Source organism: Pseudomonas japonica (genome assembly GCF_013522925.1).
GTDB lineage: Bacteria > Pseudomonadota > Gammaproteobacteria > Pseudomonadales > Pseudomonadaceae > Aquipseudomonas > Aquipseudomonas japonica_A.
In genome coordinates, this window is the sequence record NZ_JAAMQU010000012.1 from 171,315 (window position 1) to 195,654 (window position 24,340).

A 24,340-nucleotide genomic window follows, 5' to 3' on the forward strand; every position below is an offset into this window, starting at 1 on the left:
AGGTAAAGCCATGCAAAAGATTGATAAAACCCTGGAAGAATGGCGCGAGATGCTCGACCCAGAGCAATACCGCGTATGCCGCCTGGCCGGTACCGAGCGCCCGTTCACGGGCAAGTACAATGCCACTAAAACGGCCGGCATCTACCACTGCATCTGCTGTGAAGCGCCTCTGTTCGACTCAAGCACCAAGTTCGACTCAGGCTGCGGCTGGCCCAGCTTCTATGAGCCCATCGGCGACCAGGCGATGGTCGAGCTGCGCGATACCACCCACGGGATGATTCGCACCGAAGTGCGTTGCTCCACCTGCGATGCCCACCTGGGCCATGTGTTCCCCGATGGCCCGCCGCCTACCGGCCTGCGCTACTGCATCAACTCCGTATGCCTGCAGTTGGTGACCACTGAAGGGGAGCGGGTGTAATGGGCTCGCCGCTGCTGAACGTTCCTTGCGAACTGATTGCCGGAGGCACGAAAACGCTCGCGGACCTTCCTGCGCGGGCCTGGCTGGTGGTCAATACCGCTAGCAAGTGTGGCTTCACTCCGCAATATCAGGGGCTGGAGCAGCTGTGGCAGCGCTACAAGGATCAAGGGCTGATGGTGCTGGGGTTCCCTTGTAACCAGTTCGGCGGCCAGGAGCCGGGCGCCGAAGCGGAGATTTCACAGTTCTGCGAGCTTAACTTCGGCGTGACCTTTCCGTTGTTCCGCAAGGTTGACGTGAACGGCCCTCAGGCACATCCGTTGTTCCTTGCGCTGAAGCAACAGGCCCCTGGCCTTCTGGGGAGCAAGGCCATCAAGTGGAATTTCACCAAGTTCCTGGTGGGCGCCTCCGGCCAGCAGGTAAAGCGCTACGCCCCGGCCACCCGGCCGGATAAGCTCGAGGCAGATATTCAGGCATTGCTCAGCCGTTCGTAGGAGCGTGCGGCGCCGAGACCCAGTGGTCGATCAGGCCGATCAGCTCTTCCCGTCGGAAGGGCTTGGAGAGGTAGTCCGACATTCCCGCCGCCTTGCAGCGTTCCCGTTCCTCGGGCATGGCGTTGGCGGTGAGTGCAATGATCGGCAGGCCCGGCCACCGGCCGCTTTCACGGATGCGCCGGCTCGCCTCATAGCCGTCCATCACCGGCATGTTGCAGTCCATCAACACCAGGTCGAACGGTTGTCGCTCCAGCGCGCTCAACCCTTCGGCGCCATTGATCGCTACCTCCACTTCGCAGCCCAGCTTGCTCAACATTCCCTTGGCCACCAGTTGGTTGACGGGGTTGTCCTCCACCAGAAGTATCCGCGCCTGACGCGGTGCGCTCCCCTCAGGGGTGGCGGGGCCCGGCAAGCCGGGAGGTTGCTCGTCCAGATGGCTGCGCATGATCTCCAGCAGCCCCTGACGTGCCAGCGGGCGGGCCAGCTGTTGTATGGGCATAAGGGCCGCAGCCTGTTCCATCGGCAGGAAATTCCCATAAGCCGTTACCAGCAGCAACGGCGCCGCCACGGCAGGGCGAAGCCTGGAGAGACATTCCAGGCAGTCGGTGATCAGCAGGTCCGGCTGTATGTTCTCCAGGCTTTCATGGCTGTTGAAGCGCTGATACTCCAGCCCCCACCGCGGGAGGTATTCATCCAACAGCTCAGCCAGCCCGGTGCCGGCATCACATACGGCCCACACTTTCCCCCGCAACTGTGGAGCGGGGTAGGCGGCGGTGTGTATCGTCAGCGGGAGGTCGGCGTAAAAGCGGCTGCCCACGCCCGCCCTGGAGCTGATACTCAGCCGGCCCTGCATGGCCTTACAAAGGTTGCTGGTGAGCGCCAGCCCCAGGCCGGTGCCGCCGAACTGCCGAGTGATCGCGGCGCCCGCCTGGGTGAACGGCTTGAAAATCTTGTGCTGAGCTTCTGGCGCAATACCGATCCCGGTATCTCGAACCTCGATACGGATGTACTCGCCCACCGTCTGCAGGCGTACGTCGACCCGCCCGTGGCGAGTGAACTTGAGCGCGTTCGAGAGCAGGTTGCTGATGATCTGGCGAATGCGCATCGGGTCGCCCAACACCATGGCGGGAAAGCCCGGCTGCACCAGGCAGGTAAGCTCCACCTCAGGCGCGGCGTTCTGGCTGAACAGGTTGGCGGTGTCTTCGGCCAGCACCGACAGGTCGAACGGTAGTTCCTCCAGCTCCAGTTGCCCGGCATCGAACTTTGACAAGTCGAGAATATCGTTAAGCAGCTCTACCAGTACTTTTCCCGAATCATGGGCGATAGCCAGCTGCTGACGTTGTTCCGCCGTGAGCGGGCTGTCCAGCGTAAGCGCGATCATGCCCAGCAGGCCATTGAGCGGGGTGCGGATTTCGTGGCTCATATTGGCCAGGAATGCCGAGCGGGCCTGGGCCATTTCCAACGCCGTACGCCGAGCCTCGTCCAGTTCCCGGTTCGATTGGCTGAGGCGCTGGTTGCTGGCTTCCAGTTCGGTGGTACGCGCGGCCACAATGCTCTCGAGCTCATCCAGGTAGGCGGTCAGCCGATCCTCGGCCGCCCGCCGTTGCCGAATTTCCACCGCCGTGCGATCCAGCTGCTGGTTGGCCACCCTCACCAGTACGCCAATTTCGTCGCGCTCGTGGCCGCGGGGGCAGGGCAAGTGTTGCGGGTCCGCCGCCCCTGGGCTGGCGCGGCTCAGGTGGCCCACTACTGTTACCAGTGGTTTGGTGAGCATGAAATAAAACACCACCAACAAAATGGCGGTGAACAGCATGGTCCGCAAAAAACCACTGATGAGCGTGACCTCTGCCCGGTCGATGAATCGACCCCCCAATGCGGCGGTGTCAATGGCTACGCTCAGGGTGCCCAGCTTTTCTTCGGGCAGGTGCTCGAGAAACAGGGTGGTATCAATCTCCAGGCTTCGCCCGAACAAAGCATCGGTGATGAACCGGTGGGGGGTTTGGGCCTTCGGACGCTCGACGGCCGCCAGCAATATGCCTTCGTTGTCGGTGATGCGCGCACCGACGATCGACTCGGATCGCAACAGCCCGCGGGTCAACTCCAGGGCAAGTTCCCGGTCGATGTTGTAGGCGATTCGCGAGGCAGGGTTCTGGCTCACCTCCAGCAAGGAGGCGATCTGGCGTTTGAGCAGGTCGCGGCTGCTGGCATAATCGAGGGAAATTTGCACCACGCTCAAGAGCGTGCCCAGTATCAGGCCCAGCAACACCGTAAGCCGGGCCTGTTTATAGGACAGTCGCTGGTTGAACTTGATGCTCATGGGCATCGGGCTGTTTTCCTTGATGATGCATCCCCCAGCATAGTCAATGGGTCGGTCCCCGGCCCTGTGGCACATGGGCGCATCCTGCATCCTGTATAGCGCTTGTAAGCGCCGAGGTGAAGCTGTGGACTCACGTTTATCTGCGTTCCTGGAACGCGCCGAAGGGGTGCTGGCCCGCCTGGAACCCTTGTTGCCGGCCCCACGGCCGCACATCGATTGGGCGAACACGCTCGCGGCGCGCTGGCAACGGGACGGCCGCGAAGGCTATTTGCTGCCCCTAGAGGTGAGCCTGGATATCCGCTTGAGCGACCTGCAAGGGGTGGACAACCAGCGCAACCAGTTGGAACGCAACACGCGCCAGTTGCTTGAAGGGCTGCCAGCCAACCATGCGTTGCTGTGGGGCTCGCGCGGCACCGGCAAGTCTTCGTTGGTGAGGGCCTTGCTGGCGGAGTTTGCCGGCCATGGGTTGCGGCTGATCGAGATCGAGCGCGATCACCTGGCAGACCTGCCGCGCGTGGTCGAGCAGCTGCGCAAACCACCGCAGCGCTTCGTACTGTTCTGCGACGACCTGTCGTTCGAAGCCGGCGAAGGTGATTATCGTGTGCTCAAGAGCGTGCTTGATGGTTCGCTCGAACAGGCGCCTGAAAACGTGCTGCTGTACGCCACGTCGAACCGGCGGCACCTGGTGCCGGAAAAACAGAGCGACAACGATAACTGGACACGGGTGGAAGGCGAGCTGCATCCCAGCGAAGCCGTGGAGGACAAGATCGCACTGTCCGACCGTTTCGGCCTGTGGCTGTCGTTCTACCCCTTCACCCAGGAGCACTACCTGAACGTGGTAGAGCATTGGGTCAATCAATTGGCCGCCCGCGCGGGGCTGAGCTGGCAGCGAGATGCGGCGTTCGACGTGCTCGCGGTCCGCTTTGCCACCTCGCGGGGCAACCGAAACGGGCGTTGCGCCTATCAATTTGCCCGCCAGTGGGTGGGCCTGCAAATGCTGGAGCCTGAGCAATGATCGATCTGCAATCCACCGGAGATGGCCTTCACGGCTATGCCTTGTTATGCGCGCAACTTGAGGCGCTGTTGGCCGGGGAACGGGATTTCATCGCCAACGCCGCGCAAATGTCGGCATTCCTGTACAGCGAGTTGGGCGACCTGAACTGGGCAGGGTTCTACCTCAACCGTAACGAGGAGCTCGTACTCGGCCCGTTCCAGGGCAAGGTCGCCTGCGTGCGTATACCCTTCAGCAAAGGTGTCTGCGGCGCCGCTGCGACCACGCGTATCACCCAGCGCGTGGAGGATGTGCATGCATTCCCTGGCCATATTGCCTGCGACAGCGCGTCGAACAGCGAGCTGGTGGTTCCGCTCGTGAAGGAGGGCAGGCTGATTGGGGTGCTGGACCTGGACAGCCCCTCGGTGGGGCGTTTCAGCGTAGAGGATCAAGCGGGTATCGAGCGGCTGGCGGAAATTTTCCTGCAGGCTACCGACCTCTGATACTCAGGGGGCGGCAGCCCGCTCATGGCCTTCTCAGTCGTAGAGGGCCTTTTTCTTCCACTCGGTCTGTTCTTCGGTTTCCTTCAGCCCGGCGGTGAGCTCGTTCACGTCACCGTCATGGGCCTGGATCTTGTTCAATACCAGTGCATCGGCGCGCGCTACCATTTTCTGCGCATAGGCCAGTTCTTCGCTGTACAGGGAAGGATCGGGCTGTTTTTTCAGGTACTGCACGGCGCGCTCGTAGGCCAGGCGGGCATGGCCGGGGTCGCCGTCCTGAAAGGCTTGCTGCCCCAGGTTATTGAAGAACTCCAGGTGCAGCTTCACCAGCAACCCGCGGATCACCCCTGCCCAATGACGGGATTCGCCCGGTTTGAAAATGCCTTCCTGAGCCGCGCGCAGGATTTGATGATGCAACGCCTCGATCAGGAAGCTCACATCCTTGGCCTGGGATTCGGTGGTGATCGAGATCACGGGGTTCTTGATCTCGAGTTCTTCCTTGCCCATATCGAGGTCAAGCTCGGCAAGCCGTTCTTTCAGGTCAAGGTTGCCCTTGTTCAGTGCAAGTGCCCGCTTGACCACGTTATGTTCGAGCCGGAGCATCAGCATCTTCAGCTCTGGCGTGGTGAGCTGGCCGGGGAAGCGTTCGTTGATTTCCGCGCAGCGGCGCAAGCGGTCCTTGAACTCATGGCCCAGGCGTACCTTCTCTGCCTTGTTGGCTTCTACCATGTTGTTAAGGAAGCCAATGGCAATGAGTATCGCAATGCCCGCTATCACAATCGCGGCGATCATCATGTGTGTCACGGGGCTAACCTCGTCTAAAGCAATGGCTTGAGTGTAGTGGCTGCCTGGGAGGGGTGACAGGGCTGCCCCCCCACGAGCTTTGCCGAGGCGTCGATTATGCGCGTGGCGCATTGCCCGGCATAGCCCCGCCAAGAGGGTGAAAGCGCCGTACGACGAGCAACAAGGGCCCGGCAACCGAGTCGAACCCTTTGATTTGAATAATTTTTTCCGGAGGGGTTGACGGGTATCAAAACCGCCCCTAGAATGCGCGCCACTTGCAGCGTAAAGCACTTAGCCAACCGCAGCAGGGAGTGAATGTTGTAGTGTGTCCCCTTCGTCTAGTGGCCTAGGACACCGCCCTTTCACGGCGGTAACAGGGGTTCGAGTCCCCTAGGGGACGCCATTGCGGGAATAGCTCAGTTGGTAGAGCACGACCTTGCCAAGGTCGGGGTCGCGAGTTCGAGTCTCGTTTCCCGCTCCAGTTTACTTTGATACGGCTCAGGCGGTATCAGTAAAATCCGAGGCCCTTGTGGTCGCGGTTGCTGAAATGACCGAAGGTTGTTTCGGGCAGTTGTCCCCTTCGTCTAGTGGCCTAGGACACCGCCCTTTCACGGCGGTAACAGGGGTTCGAGTCCCCTAGGGGACGCCATTTGCGGGAATAGCTCAGTTGGTAGAGCACGACCTTGCCAAGGTCGGGGTCGCGAGTTCGAGTCTCGTTTCCCGCTCCAAATTCAGGTTGGCCATGTTCATGGGCTGACCTACAGAAAAAGGGCCTTCGGGCCCTTTTTTCATGCCTGCGATTTTTGGTCGATGCCAATTGGGGCATACGTAACTACCGCCAAACCCGCTGGCACCCCCCTTAAGTTGTCGGTTCGCCACTTTCGGCGCTATCAAGGACCGGCAGCATGAACTCTCTTTACTCCCATACCAAAGCTGACCTGGACAAGGCATTCGCCACCCTTAGCGAATCATTGTTCGCTAAAGCGCGTGACGCCGAGTGCCTGGAGTGTGAGCCTAGCCCGAAGATTCTGGTCGTGGCGGGCACTCAAGGCTCGGGTAAGACGTATCTGCTCGAAAACAAGCTGTTACCCAGCGGCCGCTACGAAAACCATGTAAGCCTCTACCTTCCCTCATTTCGCAAACACCATCCTCAATATGAGCGTATGAAAGATCATGGTATTCGCCATGTGTACGAGCATACCAATAAATTTGTGTGGGACTTGGGCAATAGGGTGTTAGACCATGCCCTTGAAAATCGCTACAACATCATTATGGAAACTGCTCTCGATAGTGCCAAATTTGCTGATTTTCCGGCTGATGCGGTCAAGGCGGGTTACCAGTTTGAAGTGCATATGATCGCTTGCCAGAAAGAATTCAGCCATTGGGCGACCTTGGATCGCTTTGTGAACAGCGTTGCAAGCGATGAAGTCGAGCGGGTTTTGACGCTGTCAGCGATAGAAGCCTCTCAACTCAATGCCCGGGCCATCCTTGATGCATTCGAAAACGCCTGTACGCAGGTGCCTGGCTCCGAGATCACGCTGTATCACCGTGGCATCGAGACCGGGATGGAGAGCAAGCCGCTCTGCCATAGCGAATGTACATCCCCCACGGAGCTTACCCCCCAAGCGCAATACTACGACCAGCCCTTCACCAGCTTGCCGCGCCTTAATCCATATTTCGAGATCCGCCGAAACGCCTCGGCGAACTTCCCATGCTCCTATCTTCAGTATGCGCAGGTGGTGAATGCCGGGATGATCGATGCGCAGGTGCGTGAGGAAATGGTCAAATACAATTGCAAGACAATGGAGCGCGCGCAGGCACTGATGCCCAATGTGCCCAGCGAGGTGTTCCGGGAGTTGAGCTTGTATGTGATGAAGTACATCTACCCATAACCAGGGCATTACCAGGCCAGAACTGGGGCGGTCAGAGGCTCGCCCCGGGTCCCTGCGCCTGGTGGTTGTCAGTGCTTCGGGCCGTTCTCCGACATTGCCAGCAACTGCTTTTCCTGATTCCAGTCGAACGGTTCATCGTTCGCGTCCGCTTCGTGGCGGCGGTCTTCCAACTGCTGATACAAGTCGATCTCGTCATCAGGCATGTAGTGCAGGCAGTCCCCACCGAAGAACCACAGCAAGTCGCGTGGCACCAAGTGGGCAATCTGCGGATAGCGGGTGAACACCTGGCAGAGCAGGTCCTGGCCCAGGTAGAAATTCTCCGGTGCCTCGTCGATGAGGGCTTCGATCAGTTCATCGAACCGTTCCACGAAAAGGGCATGGCTTTCTTCAGGCACTTGCTCGGCTTCGCCCAGGGCCACGAGGATTCCACGCAGGTGGCGCAGCAGTGCCAGATGATGCTCGATGATCGGATTGGCCACGGGAGGGCTCCTGTCTGGAAAAGCGCGGCAGTATAAGCGCCGCCGCGCCTGTTGTCCCGGGGCGGTTCAGCGCACCTGCCGGTCGGTGCGACTGAGGGCTTCAGGGGCGAAGTCATCCACGTCGATCACTTTCCGGCGAGCAGCTTCGGCCTGGCGTAACACTTCGCCTTCGGCCAATTGGAGCACGCCCTGTTCCACCGCAGCCTCTATGGCTGTCTGGCCTGGCGCCGCCGACACTTGCCCACCTTTTAGCGCCGCATGCAGTTTGCGCTGCACGGGTGCTGCCTTGGCCAGCAGTTGCCATGTGGCACGCAAGCCGCCCACGGGGTCGCTCGGGTTTTCGGGGCGGTAGCAGCCCTCGAGCAGGGCGGCCAGGGCCGGGTCCTCTTCGCTGCGCCCAAGAATGCCGGCCACTTCGGCTTCCAGTCGATCATCCGGGCCGGGGTGGCGGCGGCCGAGCGGGAATACCACCAGCGTAAGCAGGTTACCCAGCAGGCGGTTGGGGAAATTCGCCAGCACGCCGGCGAGCGCGGCTTCGGCCTTGCCCAGGCTTTCTTCCATGGCCCAACGCAGTAGCGGCTGCAGGTGCTCGGGGGATTGCTCATCGTGGTAGCGCTTGAGCGCGGCCGAGCCGAGGTAGAGGTAGCTCAACACGTCACCCAGCCGCGCGGAGAGGCGCTCTTTGCGCTTGAGGCTGCCGCCCAGCAGCATCATGCTAAGGTCCGCCAGCATGGCGAAGGCTGCGGCAAGCCGATCCAGCGCGCGGAAGTAGCCTTGGCTCAGGCGATCGCCAGGGTGGCGTTCCAAATGCCCAACACCCAGGCCTAGCATGAGTGTGCTGGCGGCATTGCCCACCGCAAAGCCCAAGTGATCAAGCAAGACGCGGTCGAACGCTTCGAGTGCCTGATGGCTATCGCCCTGGCTGGCCAGCGCCATTTCCTTGAGCACGAACGGATGGCAGCGGATGGCGCCCTGGCCGAAGATCATCAGGTTACGGGAGAGGATGTTGGCCCCTTCCACGGTGATATAGATAGGCGCGCCGGCCCAGTTACGCGCCAGGTAATTGCTCGGGCCGGCAATGATGCCCTTGCCGCCGTGCACGTCCATGGCGTGGGTGAGGGATTCGCGGCCGCGTTCGGTGAGGTGGTACTTAAGAATCGCCGAGAGCACCGAGGGCTTTTCGCCAAGGTCTACCGCGCGGGCGGTGAGGATGCGGGCGCTGTCCATCAGCCAGGCGTTGCCGCCAATGCGCGCGAGCGATTCCTGAATACCTTCGAACGCGGCCAGTGGCACATTGAATTGCTCGCGAATGCTTGCATAGCGCCCCGTGACCAGGCTGCTGTATTTCGCCACGCCAGTACCTACGGCAGGCAGCGAGATGGAGCGGCCCACCGACAGGCAGTTCATCAGCATCATCCAGCCTTTGCCCAGCATGGCCGGGCCGCCGATCAGCGCGCTCAGTGGCACAAACACGTCCTTGCCGCTGTTGGGGCCGTTCATAAAGGCAGCGCCCAGTGGCACATGCCGTCGGCCGATATTCACGCCGGGCGTGTCGGTGGGGATCAGCGCCAGGCTGATGCCCAGTTCCTCCTTGTCGCCCAACAAATGGTCGGGGTCGTAGGCCTTGAACGCCAGGCCCAGCAAGGTGGCGACCGGGCCGAGGGTGATGTAGCGCTTTTCCCAGGTCAGGCGCAGGCCCAACACTTCCTCGCCTTGCCAATGCCCCCGGCAAACGATGCCAACGTCCGGCATGGCGCCAGCATCCGAGCCGGCAAGGGGGCCGGTGAGGGCGAAGCAGGGGATCTCTTCACCCTTGGCCAGGCGCGGCAAGTAATGGTTGCGCTGCTCCTCGGTGCCGTAATGCAGCAGCAACTCTGCCGGGCCAAGCGAGTTGGGCACCATCACGGTGGAGGCGAGGTCGCCACTTCGGGTCGCCAGCTTCATCGCCACCTGCGAGTGCGCATAGGCCGAAAAGCCCTTGCCGCCGTATTCCTTGGGAATGATCAGGGCAAAGAACCCGTTCTGCTTGATATAGGCCCATGCTTCGGGCGAGAGGTCCATGTCTTGGCCCACCTGCCAGTCGTTGACCATGGCGCACAAGGCCTCGGTCGGCCCATCGATAAAAGCTTGTTCCTCGGCGGTGAGCACGGAAGGCGAGTAGTTGAGCAGGGTATGCCAGTCGGGCCGGCCGCTGAACAACTCCCCGTCCCACCATACGGTGCCAGCTTCGATGGCCTCCCGCTCGGTGCTGGACATGGGCGGCAGGGTGCGCTTCACCCAGGCGAACATGGGCTTGGTGAACCATTGGCGGCGCAGGCCATGCAAGATGACAAACGCCGTGACCGCCGCCAGCAGCAGCCACAGAACAGCCAACATAACGCCAGGCGTATCGGTAAACAGGCCAAGCCCCAGCACATAAACGGCGGCAATGCCCAGAACGGGCAAGGGCGACACTCGCCTATGGCAAAGCCAGATGATGCCGCACAACAGAATCAACACACCGAACACCCACATACGTTTCTCTCCGGATGGTGGGGCCGGGCTTGAGCGCACCGCGCGATCCGCGCGATGAAGCCGGCACGGCCTCGATCTTGCCGGGCCGCTTCGCTGCCGGGCTGTGCCTGTAGTGACCCTGCTGTGAACGCTGAGTTCGTAGTAGGCGCCCGGCGCGCCGGCGAAACTTAACGGCGGTGTGGCCGGTCGGTTGAAGCAGATGGGCAGGGCAATGACCTGCCCTGATAATGACTATCGACGCGCTTCACTGTACGCATGCACCGCACGTCGGCAGCATGAAAGCGAACGCCAGACATTGTAATTCACCTCGGTGGCCCTTAACTTTCCGGCCACCTTATTATCGGTATTGATCTGTCATGAGTTCCGCACTGTCCATCCGGCAGCTAACCAAGACCTATGGCAACGGCTTCCAGGCCCTCAAGGGGATCGATCTGGATGTTGCCGAAGGCGACTTTTTCGCATTGCTCGGCCCCAACGGCGCGGGTAAATCCACCACCATCGGCATCCTGTCCACCCTGGTGAACAAAACCAGCGGCACGGTGAATGTGTTCGGTCACGACCTGGACCGTGATCCGGCACGGCTGAAGCGCTCCATTGGCGTGGTGCCACAGGAATTCAACTTCAACCAGTTCGAGAAAACCTTCGACATCGTGGTGACCCAGGCCGGCTATTACGGCATTGCGCCGAAGGTCGCCAAGGAGCGTGCCGAGCAGTACCTGACCCAACTGGGGTTGTGGGAGAAGCGGGACGCGCCGTCGCGTTCGCTGTCGGGCGGCATGAAGCGCCGGCTGATGATTGCCCGGGCGTTGATTCATGAACCTCGCCTGTTGATCCTCGATGAGCCCACCGCGGGTGTGGACATCGAGCTGCGCCGGTCCATGTGGACGTTCCTCACCGAGCTCAACCGCAAGGGCATCACCATCATTCTTACCACGCACTACCTTGAAGAGGCTGAGCAGCTCTGCCGTCACATCGGCATCATCGATCACGGGACCATTGCCGAGAACACCAGCATGCGCAAGTTGCTGGGCAAGCTCACCGTCGAAACCTTCGTGCTGGACCTAGGGCAGAACCTGGATAAAGCGCCGGAACTCGTCGGTTACCCGTGCCGCCTGCTTGATCCCCATACCCTGGAAGTGCAGGTCGATAAAAAGGCAGGTATTACCGCGCTGTTCGGCCAACTTGCCCTGCGCCAGATCGAAGTGCTGAGCCTGCGTAACAAGACCAACCGGCTAGAGGAGTTGTTCGTGTCCCTGGTTGAAAAGAACCTGGCGAAGGTGGCCGTATGAGTACCGAACTGTCGCCCAACCTGGTTGCCCTCAATACCATCGTTTACAGGGAAGTTCGCCGCTTCATGCGGATCTGGCCACAAACCCTGCTGCCGCCAGCGATTACCATGGTGTTGTACTTCGTGATCTTCGGAAACCTGATCGGCCGCCAGATTGGCGGCATGGGCGGGTTTACCTACATGCAATACATCGTTCCCGGGTTGATCATGATGTCGGTGATCACCAACTCCTATGGCAACGTGGTATCGAGTTTCTTCGGCGCCAAGTTCCAGCGCTCCATCGAAGAGCTGATGGTGTCGCCGGTGTCCCCTCATACCATCCTCGTGGGCTATACCCTCGGCGGCGTGCTGCGAGGGCTGGCGGTAGGGTTGATCGTCACACTGCTGTCGCTGTTCTTTACCGACTTGCACGTGCATCACCTTGGCGTGACCATCGTGGTAGTGGTGCTGACCGCGACCATCTTCTCCTTGCTGGGCTTCGTCAACGCAGTGTTCGCTCGCAACTTCGACGATATCTCGATCATCCCAACCTTCGTGCTCACACCCCTGACCTACCTGGGCGGGGTGTTCTACTCCATCAACCTGCTGCCGCCGATCTGGCAGACCCTGTCGCTGGCCAACCCGGTGCTGCACATGGTGAACTCGTTCCGCTACGGCATATTGGGCGTGTCGGACATCCAGATTGGCACTGCGTTGACCTTCATGTGCGTGGCCACAGTTGTGCTTTACCTCTGCTGCGCCCGTTTGCTGGTCAGCGGCCGAGGCATGCGCACCTGACGCCAAATACCCGGTAACGGTCCATTTCCCCCCTGGTAGCCTTGCCCGGCCATACTGCGCCGGGCCGCCAGGGAGGGGGGTATGCGAGCAGCGCTGTTGGCTTTTGTAACAGGTGTGCTAGGGGCCCGCTGGTGGCCTGGTGTGCCGCCGGGTTGGCTGGTGGCGAGCCTGGCCGTGGCGGGTTTAGTGCTCGCGTTCCACCCCGGGCGGGCTGGCCGATATGCCGGGCTGTCACTCGCCGGGCTGGCGTGGGCACTGTTCTGTGCCTTGCGCATCAGCGCCGATCAACTCGATCCACGTCTTGACGGCCGAACAGTCTGGGTCGAGGGGCGGGTCGTGGGCCTGCCGGTATCCACCGCAACAGGCGTTCGCTTCGAGCTGCGCGATGCGGTTTCACGCCGTGGTGAGTTGCCCGGGCTTATCCGGGTGAACTGGCCCGACGGCGCGGACGTGCGCAGCGGGGATCGCTGGCGGCTGGCGTTGTCGCTGGATCGCCCTCGCGGGGTGGTCAACCCTGGCGGTTTCGATTACGAAGCCTGGCTGTTCGCCCAAGGCATTGGCGCCACCGCCCATGCAAAGGACGGTCACCGTATGGAGGCCGCCAGCCCAAGCTTCCGTGAGGTGGTCCGGGAGAAGATGTTGTCGTCGTCGGGCCATGCGCTGGCGCCATTGTTGGTAGCGTTGGTGCTCGGAGACGATTCCGGGTTGCGCCCACAGCAATGGCGGGTGCTGCAGGCCACCGGTACCGTCCACCTGTTCGTTATATCCGGGCAACACGTAGGCTTGCTCGCCGGGCTGGTATACGGGCTGGTGGCGGGGCTGGCTCGGCTGGGTGCGTGGCCGCGCCCGTTGCCCTGGTTGCCATGTGCGTGCGTTGGCGCGGCGGGCGCCGGCCTGTGCTACGGCCTGCTCGCTGGGTTCGAGGTGCCGGTGCAGCGCGCTTGCGTGATGATCTGTATCACGTTGCTTTGGCGCTGGCGTTACCGGCATATGGGGGTTTTCACGCCGCTGCTGTTGGCATTGGTAGCCGTCCTGCTGATCAACCCCATGGCCAGCCTCACGCCTGGTTTCTGGTTGTCGTTCGCCGCGGTGGCGGTACTGCTGCTCGGGTTCTCCGGGCGGCTGGGGGGCTGGCCCTGGTGGCGAGCATGGTGGCGCGCGCAGTGGCTGGTGGCGCTGGGGCTAGCCGTGGTCATGAGTGCGCTGGGCTTGGGCATCAGCTTCAGTGGGCCTCTGGTCAACTTGCTTGCCGTGCCCTGGATCAGCTTTATCGTGTTGCCGTTGGCGTTGGCCGGCACCCTCGGGGTGTGGTTGCCAGGGGTGGGCGAGTTCCTGTTGTGGTGCGCGGCTGGCGCGCTTGAAGGGTTGCTCGGCGTTCTGGCCGTGGCGGCTGAAATGTCGCCGCCCTGGCTTGCGCCTCGCGTGCCGTCATGGGCCTGGCTGCTGGCAGCGTGCGGTGCGGTGCTGCTTTTGTTGCCGGCTGGGGGTCCCCTGCGCTGGCTTGGGGCGCCGCTCATTCTGCAGCTGGCTTTCGCACCACTGCCAAGGCCCTCCTGGGGGCAGGCGCAGGTGGTGCAGCTTGATGTGGGGCAGGGCTTGTCCATCCTGGTACGCACCCGCCACCACGCCCTGCTGTTCGATGCCGGGCCGGCCTACCGCGCGGGAGATGCCGGCGAACGCATCGTGGTACCGAGTGTGCGCCGCCTCGGGGTGCGCCGGCTGGATACCCTGATCATCAGCCACGACCATGCCGACCACAGCGGCGGCGCGGAGTCCGTCATCCGCGAGCTGCTGCCAACACGCGTGCTGGTTGGCGAGCCCAGCGCCGCCCCTCGGCGCTGGCAAGGTCAACCCTGCGAAGGCGCGCAGCCTTGGGAGTGGGATGGGGTACGTTTCGAACCCTGGCGCTGGCCCCGTGCCCAAAGCCCCAACCCGGCGTCCTGTGTGTTGTTGATCGAAGCCAACGGCGAGCGGCTGCTGCTCACCGGCGATATCGACAGCCAGGCCGAGCGGGCACTGCTTGCGGCCTGGCCCGGGCTAAATGTGAAGTGGCTTCAGGCGCCCCATCACGGTAGCCGCACGTCGAGCTCGGCTGCGTTCCTCGATGCACTGACACCAGCGGGCGTATTGATCTCCCGGGGCTGGAACAACCGCTTCGGTCATCCCCACCCGGAAGTGTCCGAGCGGCTGGCGCAGCGGGGCATCGTACCGTTCGACAGTGCCCGCGCAGGCGCTGTCGAGTGGGTACTGGGGCGGGATGCCACGCCTGTAACGTGGCGCGCGCGGCCGCGTTTGTGGCGCAGTGACGCTGCTGAGGATGGGCGATAGGCTGCCGGCCTGTGTGCGGGCGGTTGTGATAGAGTTGCCGAATTTGTTCGAGAGGTGCCGCACTGTGTGGGAATTGGTAAAAGCCGGTGGCTGGATGATGTTGCCGATTATTCTGAGCTCCGTCGCGGCGCTTGCGATCGTTGCCGAGCGCCTTTGGACACTGCGCACCAGCAGGGTCACCCCGCCCAATCTGGTGGCGCAGGTATGGAAGTGGATCAAGGACAAGCAACTCAACAGCGAAAAGCTCAAGGAGTTGCGCGCCAATTCTCCCTTGGGCGAAGTGCTTGCTGCCGGGCTGGCCAATTCCCGCCACGGCCGGGACATCATGAAAGAATGCATCGAGGAAGCCGCCAATAGCGTAATCCACGAGCTGGAACGGTATGTGGGCGCGCTCGGTACCATCGCCGCCATGGCGCCGCTGCTCGGTTTGCTGGGCACAGTGCTGGGGATGATCGATATTTTCAGCGCGTTCAATGCCAGCGGTAACGCCACTAACGCCACGGTGCTGGCAGGCGGTATCTCCAAGGCCCTGATCACCACCGCTTCCGGGCTGTTCGTAGCGATCCCGGCGGTATTCTTCCACCGCTTGTTGCAACGCCGGATCGACGAATTGGTGGTACGCATGGAGCAGGACGCCATCAAGCTGGTGGAGGTGTTGCACGGCGACCGCGAAGTTGACATCGAGGGGGCCCGGGCGTGAAGTTCCGCCGAAGCCGCCGGCGCCGCGAAGACATCGAGATCAACCTCACGTCACTGATCGATGTGGTGTTCATCCTGCTGCTGTTCTTTGTGGTGACCACCACCTTCACCCGCGAGACAGCCCTGCATGTGGAGCTTCCACAGGCCGTGAACGGCGCGCCGGAAGAGAACCCACCCAAGCGGCTGGACATCGCGATCAGCGCTGACGGCAACTACGCCATCAATAAACACGTGCTGCCAAAAAGTGACCTGGACACCTTGCTGACGGCGCTGCAGGCAGAATCCGGCGGCGATACCAGCCTACCGTTGTCTATCAGCGCCGATGGGAAAACCCCCCATCAGGCGGTGATCACCGCGATGGACGCTGCGGGCAAGCTTGGCTTCAGCCGCCTCAGCATGACTACGGTCGAGGCGCAGGCGGCTCACTGATGGCATTGTCTGATCGCCTGCTCGCGGCGTGGTACGAAGGCCATCCCGGGCTATCGCTGCTCGCGCCGCTGGAAGCGCTTTACCGGCGAGTGGCCGGTCGCCGCCGCCAAGCGTTCAAGGACGGCACCCGCCCGGGGTGGAAAGCCCCCGTTCCCGTGGTGGTAGTGGGCAATATCACCGTAGGGGGTACCGGTAAAACGCCGATGATCCTCTGGTTGATCGACCATTGCCGCCAGGCAGGCCTGCGCGTGGGGGTGATCAGCCGCGGGTACGGTGCGCGCCCGCCACAGTTTCCCTGGCAGGTAAGGGCTGGCGATGCAGCAGCCGTGGCAGGGGATGAACCGCTGCTTATCGTGCAGCGCAGCGGGGTACCGCTGGCCATCGATCCAGACCGCGCTCAGGCGGCCCGGGCCCTGCTCGCCGAGCACCCGCTGGACCTGATCCTGTGTGACGACGGGTTGCAGCACTACCGCCTGGCCCGCGACCTTGAACTGGTATTGATCGACGCCGCCCGCGGCCTGGGCAATCGTCGCTGCCTTCCGGCGGGGCCCCTGCGTGAGCCACCCGAGCGGCTCGCTGAGGTAGACGCGGTGCTGTGCAACGGTCAACAAGGGGATTCAAGCCTCGGCTATGGCATGACCTTGCAGCCCACCGCGCTGGTCAACGTGGCGTCCGGCGAGCGGGTTGGCCTCGATCATTTCCCGCCGGGGCAGGCCGTGCACGCGGTCGCCGGCATCGGCAACCCCCGGCGTTTCTTCTCTACCCTCGAAGCGCTAAACTGGCGCCCGACCGAGCATGCCTTCGCCGACCATGCCACCTACAGTGCCGAGCAACTGACATTCGAACCTTCCCTGCCGGTACTGATGACCGAAAAGGACGCGGTAAAATGCCAGGGTTTCGCCCGCAGTAACTGGTGGTACCTGGCGGTGGATGCGCAACCTTCTCCAGCCTTCGTGGCCTGGTTCGATGCCTGCCTGGCTCGCCTGGTGGGCCAGCCAGGCGCCTGAAGCCTGCCCCTTGATGCAAGGACCCTTATGGACACCAAACTGCTCGACATTCTCGCCTGCCCTATCTGCAAGGGCCCGCTCAAGCTGAGCGAGGACAAGACCGAACTGATCAGCAAGGGCGCCGGCGTGGCGTATCCCATTCGCGACGGTATCCCGGTAATGCTCGAAAGCGAGGCCCGCACCCTTACCGACGACGAGCGCCTCGAAAAATGACCACGGCGTTCACGGTTGTCATTCCTGCCCGTTACGCCTCTACCCGTTTCCCCGGCAAGCCGTTGCAGGAGATCGCCGGCAAGCCGATGATCCGGCACGTATGGGAACAGGCCAGGCAAAGCAAGGCGGCGCGGGTGGTGGTCGCTACCGACGACGCGCGTATCCAGGCAGCCTGTGAAGCCTTTGGCGCAGAAGTGGTCATGACCCGCTCCGACCATGAGTCGGGCACCGATCGCCTGGCCGAAGTGGCTGCCCGTCTGGGGCTGGCCGACGACGCTATCGTGGTGAACGTGCAGGGTGACGAACCGCTGATCCCGCCGGTGGTGATCAATCAGGTGGCTGGCAACCTTGCGGCCAACACCCAGGCACGCATGGCCACGCTCAGCGAGCCGCTGCTCGAAGCGGCCCAGCTGTTCAACCCCAATGTGGTGAAAGTGGTGGCCGACATTACTGGCCTGGCCCTCACCTTCAGCCGGGCACCCTTGCCTTGGGCACGGGATGCGCTGGCCCAGCGGCCCAACGAGCTGCCTGAAGGCGTACCGTATCAGCGGCATATCGGCATCTATGCGTACCGCGCCGGCTTCCTCCAGGATTTCGTGCAGTGGGGCCCCTGCTGGCTGGAGAAGACCGAATCCCTGGAACAGCTCCGGGCGCTTTGGCATGGCGTGCGTATCCACGTGGAGGAGGCGTCCATCGCGCCGCCGCCAGGTGTAGACACCCCCGAAGACCTGGAGCGGGTGCGACGCCTGCTGGAGGCCGGATGACCCCGGCGATTCGCGAAGCCGTATCGCTCAAGCCTTACAACACCTTTGGTGTGGACGTGCGCGCAGCACAGTTTGCGGAGGTGGCCGACGATGCTGGCTTGATCGCCGCGCTGGCGTACGCCGAGCAACGACACCTGCCCGTTCACCTGCTGGGGGGCGGCAGTAATGTACTGCTGCTTCAGGACGTACCCGGGCTGGTAGTGCGCATGGCCACCCGCGGCCGACGGTTGCTCGAAACACACGGCAGCCGGGTGATGATCGAGGCCGAGGCGGGCGAACCTTGGCACGACTTCGTGTGCTGGACCCTCCAGCAGGGCCTGGGTGGGATGGAAAACCTCAGCCTTATCCCTGGCACTGTAGGCGCCGCGCCGATGCAGAACGTGGGCGCCTATGGCGTAGAAGTGAAGGACGTCTTCGCCGGGCTCACCGCGCTGGACCGCCATACTGGCCAGCTGCAGGATTTCAGCGTGGAAGCCTGCCGTTTCGGCTACCGGGACAGCGTGTTCAAGCAGCAACCCGGGCGTTGGGTGATCTTGCGGGTACGCTTTTGGCTGGATCGCGAGGCGCCGTTACATCTCGAATACGGGCCGGTTCGCAAGCGCCTGGCCGAGCAGGGCATCACGGCGCCCAGCCCGCAAGCCGTCAGTGACGCAATCTGCGCGATCCGCCGGGAAAAACTCCCGGACCCGGCCGTGCTTGGCAATGCCGGCAGCTTCTTCAAAAACCCTGTAGTGGCCCAGGCGCAGGCGGCAGCCTTGCAGCAACGCTGGCCCGCGATGGTCGGTTACCCTCAGCCCGATGGCCAGGTGAAACTGGCGGCCGGATGGCTGATCGAGCAGGCTGGCTGGAAGGGCTATCGGCGTGGCGACGCCGCAGTGCACAAGGATCAGGCCCTGGTGCTGGTCAATCATGGCGCCGCGACGGGCCAAGAGCTATTGGCCCTGGCCCGCGATATCCAGGCTGACATTCACGATCGCTTTGGCGTTACGTTGGAAATGGAGCCTAATGTGCTCCCTGCCACCTGAACCACGCCGCTGCGTTGCCGTCCGATACCTGTACTCGTTCGCGAGCGCACAGGTAATGGTAGCGGTGAAGGGGTAAGCAATGAACAGCGTCGATCTTGGCGTGTTGCGGGACATGCAGGGCTGGCTGGCGGAAGGCCGGGCCGTAGTGCTCTATACCGTGGTACAAACCTGGGGCAGCGCGCCACGCCCACCGGGCGCCATGCTTGCCCTGCGCGATGATGGTGTTGTCAGCGGTTCGGTGTCCGGCGGCTGTATCGAGGACGACCTGATTGGCCGCCTGCATGACGGGCGCCTGCAGCGCGAAGGGCCCGAGGTCCAGCTGGTTACCTATGGTGTTACCAAGGAGGAAGCAGCGCGCTTTGGCCTGCCTTGCGGCGGCACGCTGCGCCTTACCGAGGAGTGGGTACAGGATGCAGGATGGGTCGACGAGCTGCTGGCGCGCTGTGCCAACCATGAGATAGTTGCCCGCGAACTGGACCTGGCCAGCGGCGCTGTTCGCCTTGAAACGGCCGACCGTGAAACGTCCCAGCACTTCGACGGTCAACTGCTACGCGCCGTTTACGGGCCACGCTGGCGCATGCTGCTGATCGGGGCTGGCCAGCTATCTCGTTGCGTGGCTGACATTGCTGGCCTGCTGGATTTCGAAGTACTTATCTGCGACCCCCGCACCGAATTCAGCCAAGGATGGGAGGCGTCGCAGGCGCGCTTCGTCCCGGGCATGCCTGACGACGCGGTATTGGCGATTCACCCCGACGAACGCACCGCGATCGTGGCGCTGACCCATGACCCGCGCCTGGATGACATGGCGTTGCTGACGGCATTGGATTCCAAAGCCTTCTACGTGGGCGCGTTGGGCTCGCGGGTGAACAGTGAGAAGCGCAAGCAAAACCTTGCCTGCCTTGGCGTAAGCAGCGCTTCCCTGGCCCGCCTGCATGGCCCGATCGGCTTGCCCATCGGTAGCCACACACCGGCGGAAATCGCGCTGTCGCTGATGGCTCAAGTTGTTGCCATCAAGAACCAGGCCGCATGAGGGGGGTATGTGCCGTGGTGCTCGCCGCGGGCTACGGTCGCCGCTTTGCCGAGCAAGCGGGGCGTGAAGCCAACAAGCTGCTGGCCCCCTGCATCGGGCTGGATGGCAGTGAGCAGGCGGTATTGGCACACAGTTTGTCGGCGTTCAGCCAATGGGCCGGTGAGCGATTGCTGGTGCTGCGCCAAGGCAGCGAACGCCTTGGCGAGATGGCAGCGCTGGCTGCCAACCATGGCTTCGATACCCTTGTGGTGCCCTCGGCCGGTATGGGCGACAGCCTCAGTGCCGCCGTGCGTGCCCGTGCCGGTGCCGCTGGCTGGCTGGTAGCCCTCGGTGACATGCCATGGATACGTGCTCAAACTCATTCCCGCGTCGCTGACGCCATGACCGCCGGCCATGCTGTGGTTCCTTTGCATGAGGGCAAGCGGGGCCATCCCGTGGGCTTCGACGCGACGTATGCCCAGGCGCTGATGGCTCTGAGCGGAGACCAGGGCGGGCGAGGTTTGCTGCAGCAGGGCAGGGTGACGCTGATAGAGGTGGACGATCCCGGCGTGCTGCGAGATGTAGACCTTCCCGAGGATCTGGCCCTGTAGGAGGGCGGCGACAGCCCCCAACCATAGCCAGCGCACATGCTCGGTTGTACCGTCCCTACGTCATAAAAAAAAGCCCCTGTCACCTTGCGATGACAGGGGCTTTTTTAGTCAAGGGGCTCAGGCCAGAGGCTTGGGCTCCTTGTTCTGCGCTTCGGTTTCCTCGACCGTACCAGCCACTTCTTCAGCGCTTTGCACGTTTTCATCGATTACCGGAGCTGGCACTGGCTCGCTGGCGGCTTCAGGCTCGGCCTGAGGCGCCGTAGCGGGAGCCGTAGCGGGTGCCGTAGCGGGCTCTGCTGCCGGCGTTGCTTGAGCAGCGGTCGCGGTTTCGGTTTCGGTTTCGGCTGCTGGCGCAGGCTCGACCACTACCGGTGCCGATACTTCAACTTCAACCGGTGCTTCGGCCTGGGCCAGCGCATTGGCGTTGGCCAGCTGCGCGGCTTCTTCGGCTTCACGAGCAGCCGCAGCGGCCAGTTCGGCTTCGCGCTTGCGACGGCGCACTTCACGCGGGTCATTCGGCGCGCGGCCATTGGACAGCACCACCGGAGCCGGGGCAGGCGCTTCGACTACAGGCGCTTCGGCGGCAGGGGTAGCCTCAGTGAAGGCTTCTGGCGCAGCCGGGGCCTGGACAGGCGCTACATGCACGGGTTCGTCAGCGACTGGCGGCACAGGCAGTTCAGCCGCTTCGGTCGCCGTTGGCACCTCTACGTGTTGAACCGGTTGCTCCACAATCGGTGCTGCCTCTGCCTCAGGAAGCGGCTCGGGCGCCGTTTCAACAGCGGCTTCGACCGCAGGTGCTTCTACCAGGCGCTCCAACGGCTCAGGCACGATGGACGCTGCCTGTTCGGTCGGGGTGGCAACGATTTCCGGGGCAGCTGTTGCGGCTTCCGGTGCAACGCTGGCGGTGGCTTGTTCGGCCTGGTGATGGGCCTGGGCCTCGGCCGCCTGGCTGATCACGCCCTCCACAACCACGGCTGCCGCAACTGCGGCGGTAACACCGGTGGCTTCGTTGGTTTCGGTCGATGCCGAGGTTTCGTTGCCTTCGGCGTCGTCGCCTTCACCGCCGATCAGTTCGCCGTTGGCGTCACGCTGACGCTCACGGCGGTTGCTACGGCGGCGCTGGCCACGCGAACGGCGGCGCGGACGCTCACCGTCGTTGCCTTCCTGGTTGTCGTCTTGCAGTTCTTCGTTCAATACCGCGTCTTCGGCCGTAGTCGGCTCCTGAGCAGGTTGCTCCTCACGGGCAGGGCGCGGTTGGCGCTCTTCACGTGGGGCGCGTTCCTCACGTGGGGCACGCTCTTCACGTGGCGCACGTTCTTCACGTGGCGCACGTTCTTCGCGCGGGGCGCGTTCTTCACGCGGTTCACGCAGTTCGCGTGGGGCGCGTTCTTCGCGAGCGGGGCGTTCGGCGCGTTCTTCACGGGCCGGGCGCTCTTCACGAGGTGCAGCTGGTGCGTCCAGGGCTTCGCGAAGCTCACGTACCGGGCGATCTTCGCGCGGGCGGCGATCCTCACGCGGGGCGCGTGCTTCGCGTGGCGGGCGGGCCGGGCGCTCTTCGCGCGCTACGGCAGGGGTATCTTCACGCAGTTCGCGCGGTGCGCGTTCCTCACGGGGGGCGCGTTCTTCACGTGGTGCACGCTCCTCGCGTGGCTTGCGCTCTTCGTCGCGGCGGCCGTTGCGGTTGCGGCTCTGCTGGCGCCCGTTACGGCGCTCTTCGTTACGCCCGCCACGCTCGGTAGCAGGCTTGGGCGCGGCAACGGCGGCTACCGGGGCAGCAGGCTCCTCCTTGCCAGCGAACAGGCTTACCAACGACTTCACCAGGCCCTTGAACAGGCTCGGTTCGGCGGTGGCCGGCGCAGTGCTTGGCTGAGGTGCCACAGCCGCAGCCGCAGGGGCGGGCTCTTCGCTGGCTGGCATCGGCGCGTTGGCACGGGCTGGGGCGGTTTTGACTGCAGCTTCCTGGCGAACGAGGGTGCGGGTAGCGGCAACCGGTTGCACTTCCTCGGTTTCGGCGGCGGCAATCTCGTAGCTCGACTGCGCGTTCAGCACTTCCGGGTTGTCGTCACGCAGGCGCTGCACTTCAAAGTGCGGCGTTTCGAGGTGATCGTTCGGCAGGATGATGATCCGGGCACGGGTGCGCAGTTCGATCTTGGTGATCGAGTTGCGTTTTTCGTTGAGCAGGAAGGCCGCCACCGGGATCGGCACCTGGGCACGTACTTCGGCGGTGCGGTCCTTGAGGGCTTCTTCCTCGATCAGGCGCAGGATGGCCAGGGACAGCGATTCCACGTCGCGGATGATGCCGGTACCGCTGCACCGTGGGCAAACGATGCCGCTGCTTTCACCCAGGGAAGGGCGCAGGCGCTGGCGGGACATTTCCAGCAGGCCGAAACGGGAGATGCGGCCTACCTGAACGCGCGCGCGGTCGGCTTCGAGGCATTCGCGTACACGCTCTTCAACGGCGCGCTGGTTCTTGGCCGGGGTCATGTCGATGAAGTCGATGACGATCAGGCCGCCGATATCACGCAGGCGCAGCTGGCGGGCGATTTCTTCGGCCGCTTCCAGGTTGGTCTGCAGGGCGGTTTCTTCGATATCGCTACCCTTGGTCGCGCGAGCGGAGTTGATGTCGATGGACACCAGGGCTTCGGTCGGGTCGATCACGATGGAGCCGCCGGAAGGCAGGTCGACCACGCGCTGGAAGGCGGTCTCGATCTGGCTTTCGATCTGGAAGCGGTTGAACAACGGCACGCTGTCTTCGTAGAGCTTGATCTTGCTGGCGTACTGCGGCATCACCTGGCGGATGAAGGTCAGGGCTTCTTCCTGCGCTTCAACGCTGTCGATCAGCACTTCGCCGATGTCCTGGCGCAGGTAATCGCGGATGGCACGGATGATCACGTTGCTTTCCTGGTAGATCAGGAAAGGCGCGGAGCGGTCCAGGGAAGCTTCCTTGATCGCGGTCCACAGTTGCAGCAGGTAGTCGAGGTCCCACTGCATTTCTTCGCTGCTGCGGCCAAGGCCGGCGGTGCGAACGATCAGGCCCATGTCGGCGGGGGCGACCAGGCCGTTGAGGGCCTCGCGCAGTTCGTTGCGCTCTTCACCCTCGATGCGGCGCGAGATGCCACCGGCGCGGGGGTTGTTGGGCATCAGCACCAGATAGCGACCGGCCAGGCTGATGAATGTGGTGAGGGCGGCGCCCTTGTTGCCACGCTCTTCCTTTTCGACCTGAACGATGACTTCCTGGCCTTCGCTCAATACTTCCTTGATATTGACTCGCCCTTCGGGAGCCTTCTTGAAGTATTCGCGGGAGATTTCCTTGAGGGGCAGGAAGCCGTGGCGCTCGGAGCCGAAGTCCACGAAGGCGGCTTCGAGGCTGGGCTCGATACGGGTGATGCGGCCTTTGTAGATGTTGGCCTTTTTCTGCTCGCGCGCGCCGGATTCGATATCCAGGTCATAGAGGCGTTGGCCATCTACCAGGGCTACACGCAACTCTTCGGGTTGAGTTGCGTTAATCAGCATTCTTTTCATGTAGTACCGTCGGTTTCCGGGCTGCCGGAAACGGCGTTCGGCACACACGACTTCTCACGGTCGGTGTTCAGGTGCGAGAGAGGCCTGAGGGGGCTTCCCTGCCAGCGCTCAGGCTTTTTGCCTGTGTCATGGCGCCGCGTCCTGCCTTTGTGTGGTGTCAAAAGCACTCAGTCAGGAGGAGGAATCGGGTAGTGCGTCGTGGACGCCCTCGAGGGCATCTGGGCCGGCCGTGCCGCGGGCCAGTTCTGGCCAGGCCCGTACGGAAAGTACCCGTATGAACGCT

At 62.9% G+C, this 24,340-nt stretch carries 21 protein-coding genes and 4 tRNA genes; 20 read left to right on the forward strand and 5 right to left on the reverse strand.

The features are described 5' to 3' along the window. The first annotated feature begins 10 nt into the window (after window positions 1–10). Both msrB and G7016_RS19365 read left to right on the forward strand, forming a co-directional pair. On the forward strand, window positions 11–418 hold the full coding sequence (gene msrB, locus G7016_RS19360; RefSeq protein ID WP_181117346.1) for a peptide-methionine (R)-S-oxide reductase MsrB: 408 nt from the start codon (window positions 11–13) through the stop codon (window positions 416–418). Continuing rightward, entirely contained in the window at window positions 418–909 is a 492-nt protein-coding gene (locus G7016_RS19365; protein ID WP_181117347.1) for a glutathione peroxidase, read from the forward strand. The genes msrB and G7016_RS19365 overlap by 1 nt, the downstream gene beginning before the upstream one ends. Here the strand turns inward: G7016_RS19365 and G7016_RS19370 are convergent. Then, window positions 896–3,226 (reverse strand): ATP-binding protein, encoded by a 2,331-nt coding sequence (locus tag G7016_RS19370; RefSeq protein WP_181117393.1) that lies wholly within the window; start codon window positions 3,224–3,226, stop codon window positions 896–898. The two genes, G7016_RS19365 and G7016_RS19370, sit on opposite strands and share 14 nt — an antisense overlap. A gap of 124 nt (window positions 3,227–3,350) precedes the next feature. On the opposite strand from G7016_RS19370, the gene G7016_RS19375 reads away from it, so the two are divergent. Then, window positions 3,351–4,241, forward strand: a complete 891-nt coding sequence (locus tag G7016_RS19375) for an ATP-binding protein (protein ID WP_181117348.1) — start codon at window positions 3,351–3,353, stop codon at window positions 4,239–4,241. Further along, a complete protein-coding gene (locus G7016_RS19380; protein WP_181117349.1) occupies window positions 4,238–4,720 on the forward strand; it encodes a GAF domain-containing protein in 483 nt (160 codons plus the stop codon). The genes G7016_RS19375 and G7016_RS19380 overlap by 4 nt, the downstream gene beginning before the upstream one ends. A gap of 33 nt (window positions 4,721–4,753) precedes the next feature. Here G7016_RS19380 and G7016_RS19385 read toward each other — a convergent pair whose 3' ends face one another. Continuing rightward, on the reverse strand, window positions 4,754–5,521 hold the full coding sequence (locus G7016_RS19385; protein WP_181117350.1) for a hypothetical protein: 768 nt from the start codon (window positions 5,519–5,521) through the stop codon (window positions 4,754–4,756). 306 nt (window positions 5,522–5,827) lie between these two features. On the opposite strand from G7016_RS19385, the gene G7016_RS19390 reads away from it, so the two are divergent. The 5 genes from G7016_RS19390 to G7016_RS19410 all read left to right on the forward strand — a co-directional run bounded on the left by G7016_RS19390 (window position 5,828) and on the right by G7016_RS19410 (window position 7,392). After that, window positions 5,828–5,903, forward strand: a tRNA-Glu gene (locus tag G7016_RS19390). A 2-nt stretch (window positions 5,904–5,905) separates the two neighbouring features. Beyond that, window positions 5,906–5,981 (forward strand) — tRNA-Gly (locus tag G7016_RS19395). Window positions 5,982–6,073: 92 nt separating this feature from the next. After that, window positions 6,074–6,149 (forward strand) — tRNA-Glu (locus tag G7016_RS19400). A gap of 3 nt (window positions 6,150–6,152) precedes the next feature. After that, window positions 6,153–6,228: transfer RNA gene (locus G7016_RS19405), tRNA-Gly, on the forward strand. Window positions 6,229–6,405: 177 nt separating this feature from the next. Beyond that, on the forward strand, window positions 6,406–7,392 hold the full coding sequence (locus G7016_RS19410) for a zeta toxin family protein (protein WP_181117351.1): 987 nt from the start codon (window positions 6,406–6,408) through the stop codon (window positions 7,390–7,392). A 68-nt stretch (window positions 7,393–7,460) separates the two neighbouring features. On the opposite strand, the gene G7016_RS19415 is transcribed toward G7016_RS19410, so the two are convergent. Both G7016_RS19415 and G7016_RS19420 read right to left on the reverse strand, forming a co-directional pair. Further along, on the reverse strand, window positions 7,461–7,871 hold the full coding sequence (locus tag G7016_RS19415) for a PA2817 family protein (protein ID WP_181117352.1): 411 nt from the start codon (window positions 7,869–7,871) through the stop codon (window positions 7,461–7,463). A gap of 66 nt (window positions 7,872–7,937) precedes the next feature. Next, the gene (locus tag G7016_RS19420; RefSeq protein WP_181117353.1) at window positions 7,938–10,385 is read right to left on the reverse strand and encodes an acyl-CoA dehydrogenase; all 2,448 of its coding nucleotides are present in this window, start codon (window positions 10,383–10,385) and stop codon (window positions 7,938–7,940) included. A 356-nt stretch (window positions 10,386–10,741) separates the two neighbouring features. On the opposite strand from G7016_RS19420, the gene G7016_RS19425 reads away from it, so the two are divergent. The 11 genes from G7016_RS19425 to G7016_RS19475 all read left to right on the forward strand — a co-directional run bounded on the left by G7016_RS19425 (window position 10,742) and on the right by G7016_RS19475 (window position 20,535). Then, entirely contained in the window at window positions 10,742–11,674 is a 933-nt protein-coding gene (locus G7016_RS19425) for an ABC transporter ATP-binding protein (protein ID WP_181117354.1), read from the forward strand. Beyond that, the gene (locus G7016_RS19430) at window positions 11,671–12,450 is read left to right on the forward strand and encodes an ABC transporter permease (protein ID WP_181117355.1); all 780 of its coding nucleotides are present in this window, start codon (window positions 11,671–11,673) and stop codon (window positions 12,448–12,450) included. Before G7016_RS19425 ends, G7016_RS19430 begins: the two co-directional genes overlap by 4 nt. Before the next feature lie 81 nt (window positions 12,451–12,531). After that, entirely contained in the window at window positions 12,532–14,778 is a 2,247-nt protein-coding gene (locus G7016_RS19435) for a DNA internalization-related competence protein ComEC/Rec2 (RefSeq protein WP_181117356.1), read from the forward strand. A gap of 64 nt (window positions 14,779–14,842) precedes the next feature. Continuing rightward, a complete protein-coding gene (locus G7016_RS19440; protein WP_181117357.1) occupies window positions 14,843–15,478 on the forward strand; it encodes a MotA/TolQ/ExbB proton channel family protein in 636 nt (211 codons plus the stop codon). Continuing rightward, window positions 15,475–15,906, forward strand: coding sequence for an ExbD/TolR family protein (locus tag G7016_RS19445; protein ID WP_181117358.1), 432 nt, complete (start codon window positions 15,475–15,477; stop codon window positions 15,904–15,906). The genes G7016_RS19440 and G7016_RS19445 overlap by 4 nt, the downstream gene beginning before the upstream one ends. Then, the gene (gene lpxK, locus G7016_RS19450) at window positions 15,906–16,913 is read left to right on the forward strand and encodes a tetraacyldisaccharide 4'-kinase (RefSeq protein ID WP_181117359.1); all 1,008 of its coding nucleotides are present in this window, start codon (window positions 15,906–15,908) and stop codon (window positions 16,911–16,913) included. The genes G7016_RS19445 and lpxK overlap by 1 nt, the downstream gene beginning before the upstream one ends. Before the next feature lie 27 nt (window positions 16,914–16,940). Next, complete coding sequence (locus G7016_RS19455) at window positions 16,941–17,126, forward strand: Trm112 family protein (protein WP_181117360.1); 186 nt, start codon at window positions 16,941–16,943, stop codon at window positions 17,124–17,126. Then, complete coding sequence (kdsB, locus tag G7016_RS19460) at window positions 17,123–17,890, forward strand: 3-deoxy-manno-octulosonate cytidylyltransferase (protein WP_181117361.1); 768 nt, start codon at window positions 17,123–17,125, stop codon at window positions 17,888–17,890. The genes G7016_RS19455 and kdsB overlap by 4 nt, the downstream gene beginning before the upstream one ends. Continuing rightward, window positions 17,887–18,915: a UDP-N-acetylmuramate dehydrogenase gene (gene murB, locus G7016_RS19465; RefSeq protein WP_181117362.1), complete on the forward strand. Its 1,029-nt coding sequence runs from the start codon at window positions 17,887–17,889 to the stop codon at window positions 18,913–18,915. The genes kdsB and murB overlap by 4 nt, the downstream gene beginning before the upstream one ends. Before the next feature lie 79 nt (window positions 18,916–18,994). Beyond that, the gene (locus G7016_RS19470) at window positions 18,995–19,945 is read left to right on the forward strand and encodes an XdhC family protein (RefSeq protein ID WP_181117363.1); all 951 of its coding nucleotides are present in this window, start codon (window positions 18,995–18,997) and stop codon (window positions 19,943–19,945) included. Beyond that, on the forward strand, window positions 19,942–20,535 hold the full coding sequence (locus tag G7016_RS19475) for a nucleotidyltransferase family protein (protein WP_181117364.1): 594 nt from the start codon (window positions 19,942–19,944) through the stop codon (window positions 20,533–20,535). Before G7016_RS19470 ends, G7016_RS19475 begins: the two co-directional genes overlap by 4 nt. 117 nt (window positions 20,536–20,652) lie before the next feature. Here G7016_RS19475 and rne read toward each other — a convergent pair whose 3' ends face one another. Further along, a complete protein-coding gene (gene rne / locus G7016_RS19480; RefSeq protein WP_181117365.1) occupies window positions 20,653–24,057 on the reverse strand; it encodes a ribonuclease E in 3,405 nt (1,134 codons plus the stop codon). Window positions 24,058–24,340: the final 283 nt, after the last annotated feature.

Coding starts and splice junctions, on each gene's coding strand:
- msrB (WP_181117346.1), top strand. CDS start 11: ATGCAAAAGATTGATAAAACCCTGGAAGAATGGCGCGAGATGCTCGAC.
- G7016_RS19365 (WP_181117347.1), top strand. CDS start 418: ATGGGCTCGCCGCTGCTGAACGTTCCTTGCGAACTGATTGCCGGAGGC.
- G7016_RS19370 (WP_181117393.1), bottom strand. CDS start 3,226: ATGAGCATCAAGTTCAACCAGCGACTGTCCTATAAACAGGCCCGGCTT.
- G7016_RS19380 (WP_181117349.1), top strand. CDS start 4,238: ATGATCGATCTGCAATCCACCGGAGATGGCCTTCACGGCTATGCCTTG.
- G7016_RS19410 (WP_181117351.1), top strand. CDS start 6,406: ATGAACTCTCTTTACTCCCATACCAAAGCTGACCTGGACAAGGCATTC.
- G7016_RS19420 (WP_181117353.1), bottom strand. CDS start 10,385: ATGTGGGTGTTCGGTGTGTTGATTCTGTTGTGCGGCATCATCTGGCTT.
- G7016_RS19425 (WP_181117354.1), top strand. CDS start 10,742: ATGAGTTCCGCACTGTCCATCCGGCAGCTAACCAAGACCTATGGCAAC.
- G7016_RS19430 (WP_181117355.1), top strand. CDS start 11,671: ATGAGTACCGAACTGTCGCCCAACCTGGTTGCCCTCAATACCATCGTT.
- G7016_RS19435 (WP_181117356.1), top strand. CDS start 12,532: ATGCGAGCAGCGCTGTTGGCTTTTGTAACAGGTGTGCTAGGGGCCCGC.
- lpxK (WP_181117359.1), top strand. CDS start 15,906: ATGGCATTGTCTGATCGCCTGCTCGCGGCGTGGTACGAAGGCCATCCC.
- G7016_RS19455 (WP_181117360.1), top strand. CDS start 16,941: ATGGACACCAAACTGCTCGACATTCTCGCCTGCCCTATCTGCAAGGGC.
- kdsB (WP_181117361.1), top strand. CDS start 17,123: ATGACCACGGCGTTCACGGTTGTCATTCCTGCCCGTTACGCCTCTACC.
- murB (WP_181117362.1), top strand. CDS start 17,887: ATGACCCCGGCGATTCGCGAAGCCGTATCGCTCAAGCCTTACAACACC.
- G7016_RS19470 (WP_181117363.1), top strand. CDS start 18,995: ATGAACAGCGTCGATCTTGGCGTGTTGCGGGACATGCAGGGCTGGCTG.
- G7016_RS19475 (WP_181117364.1), top strand. CDS start 19,942: ATGAGGGGGGTATGTGCCGTGGTGCTCGCCGCGGGCTACGGTCGCCGC.
- rne (WP_181117365.1), bottom strand. CDS start 24,057: ATGAAAAGAATGCTGATTAACGCAACTCAACCCGAAGAGTTGCGTGTA.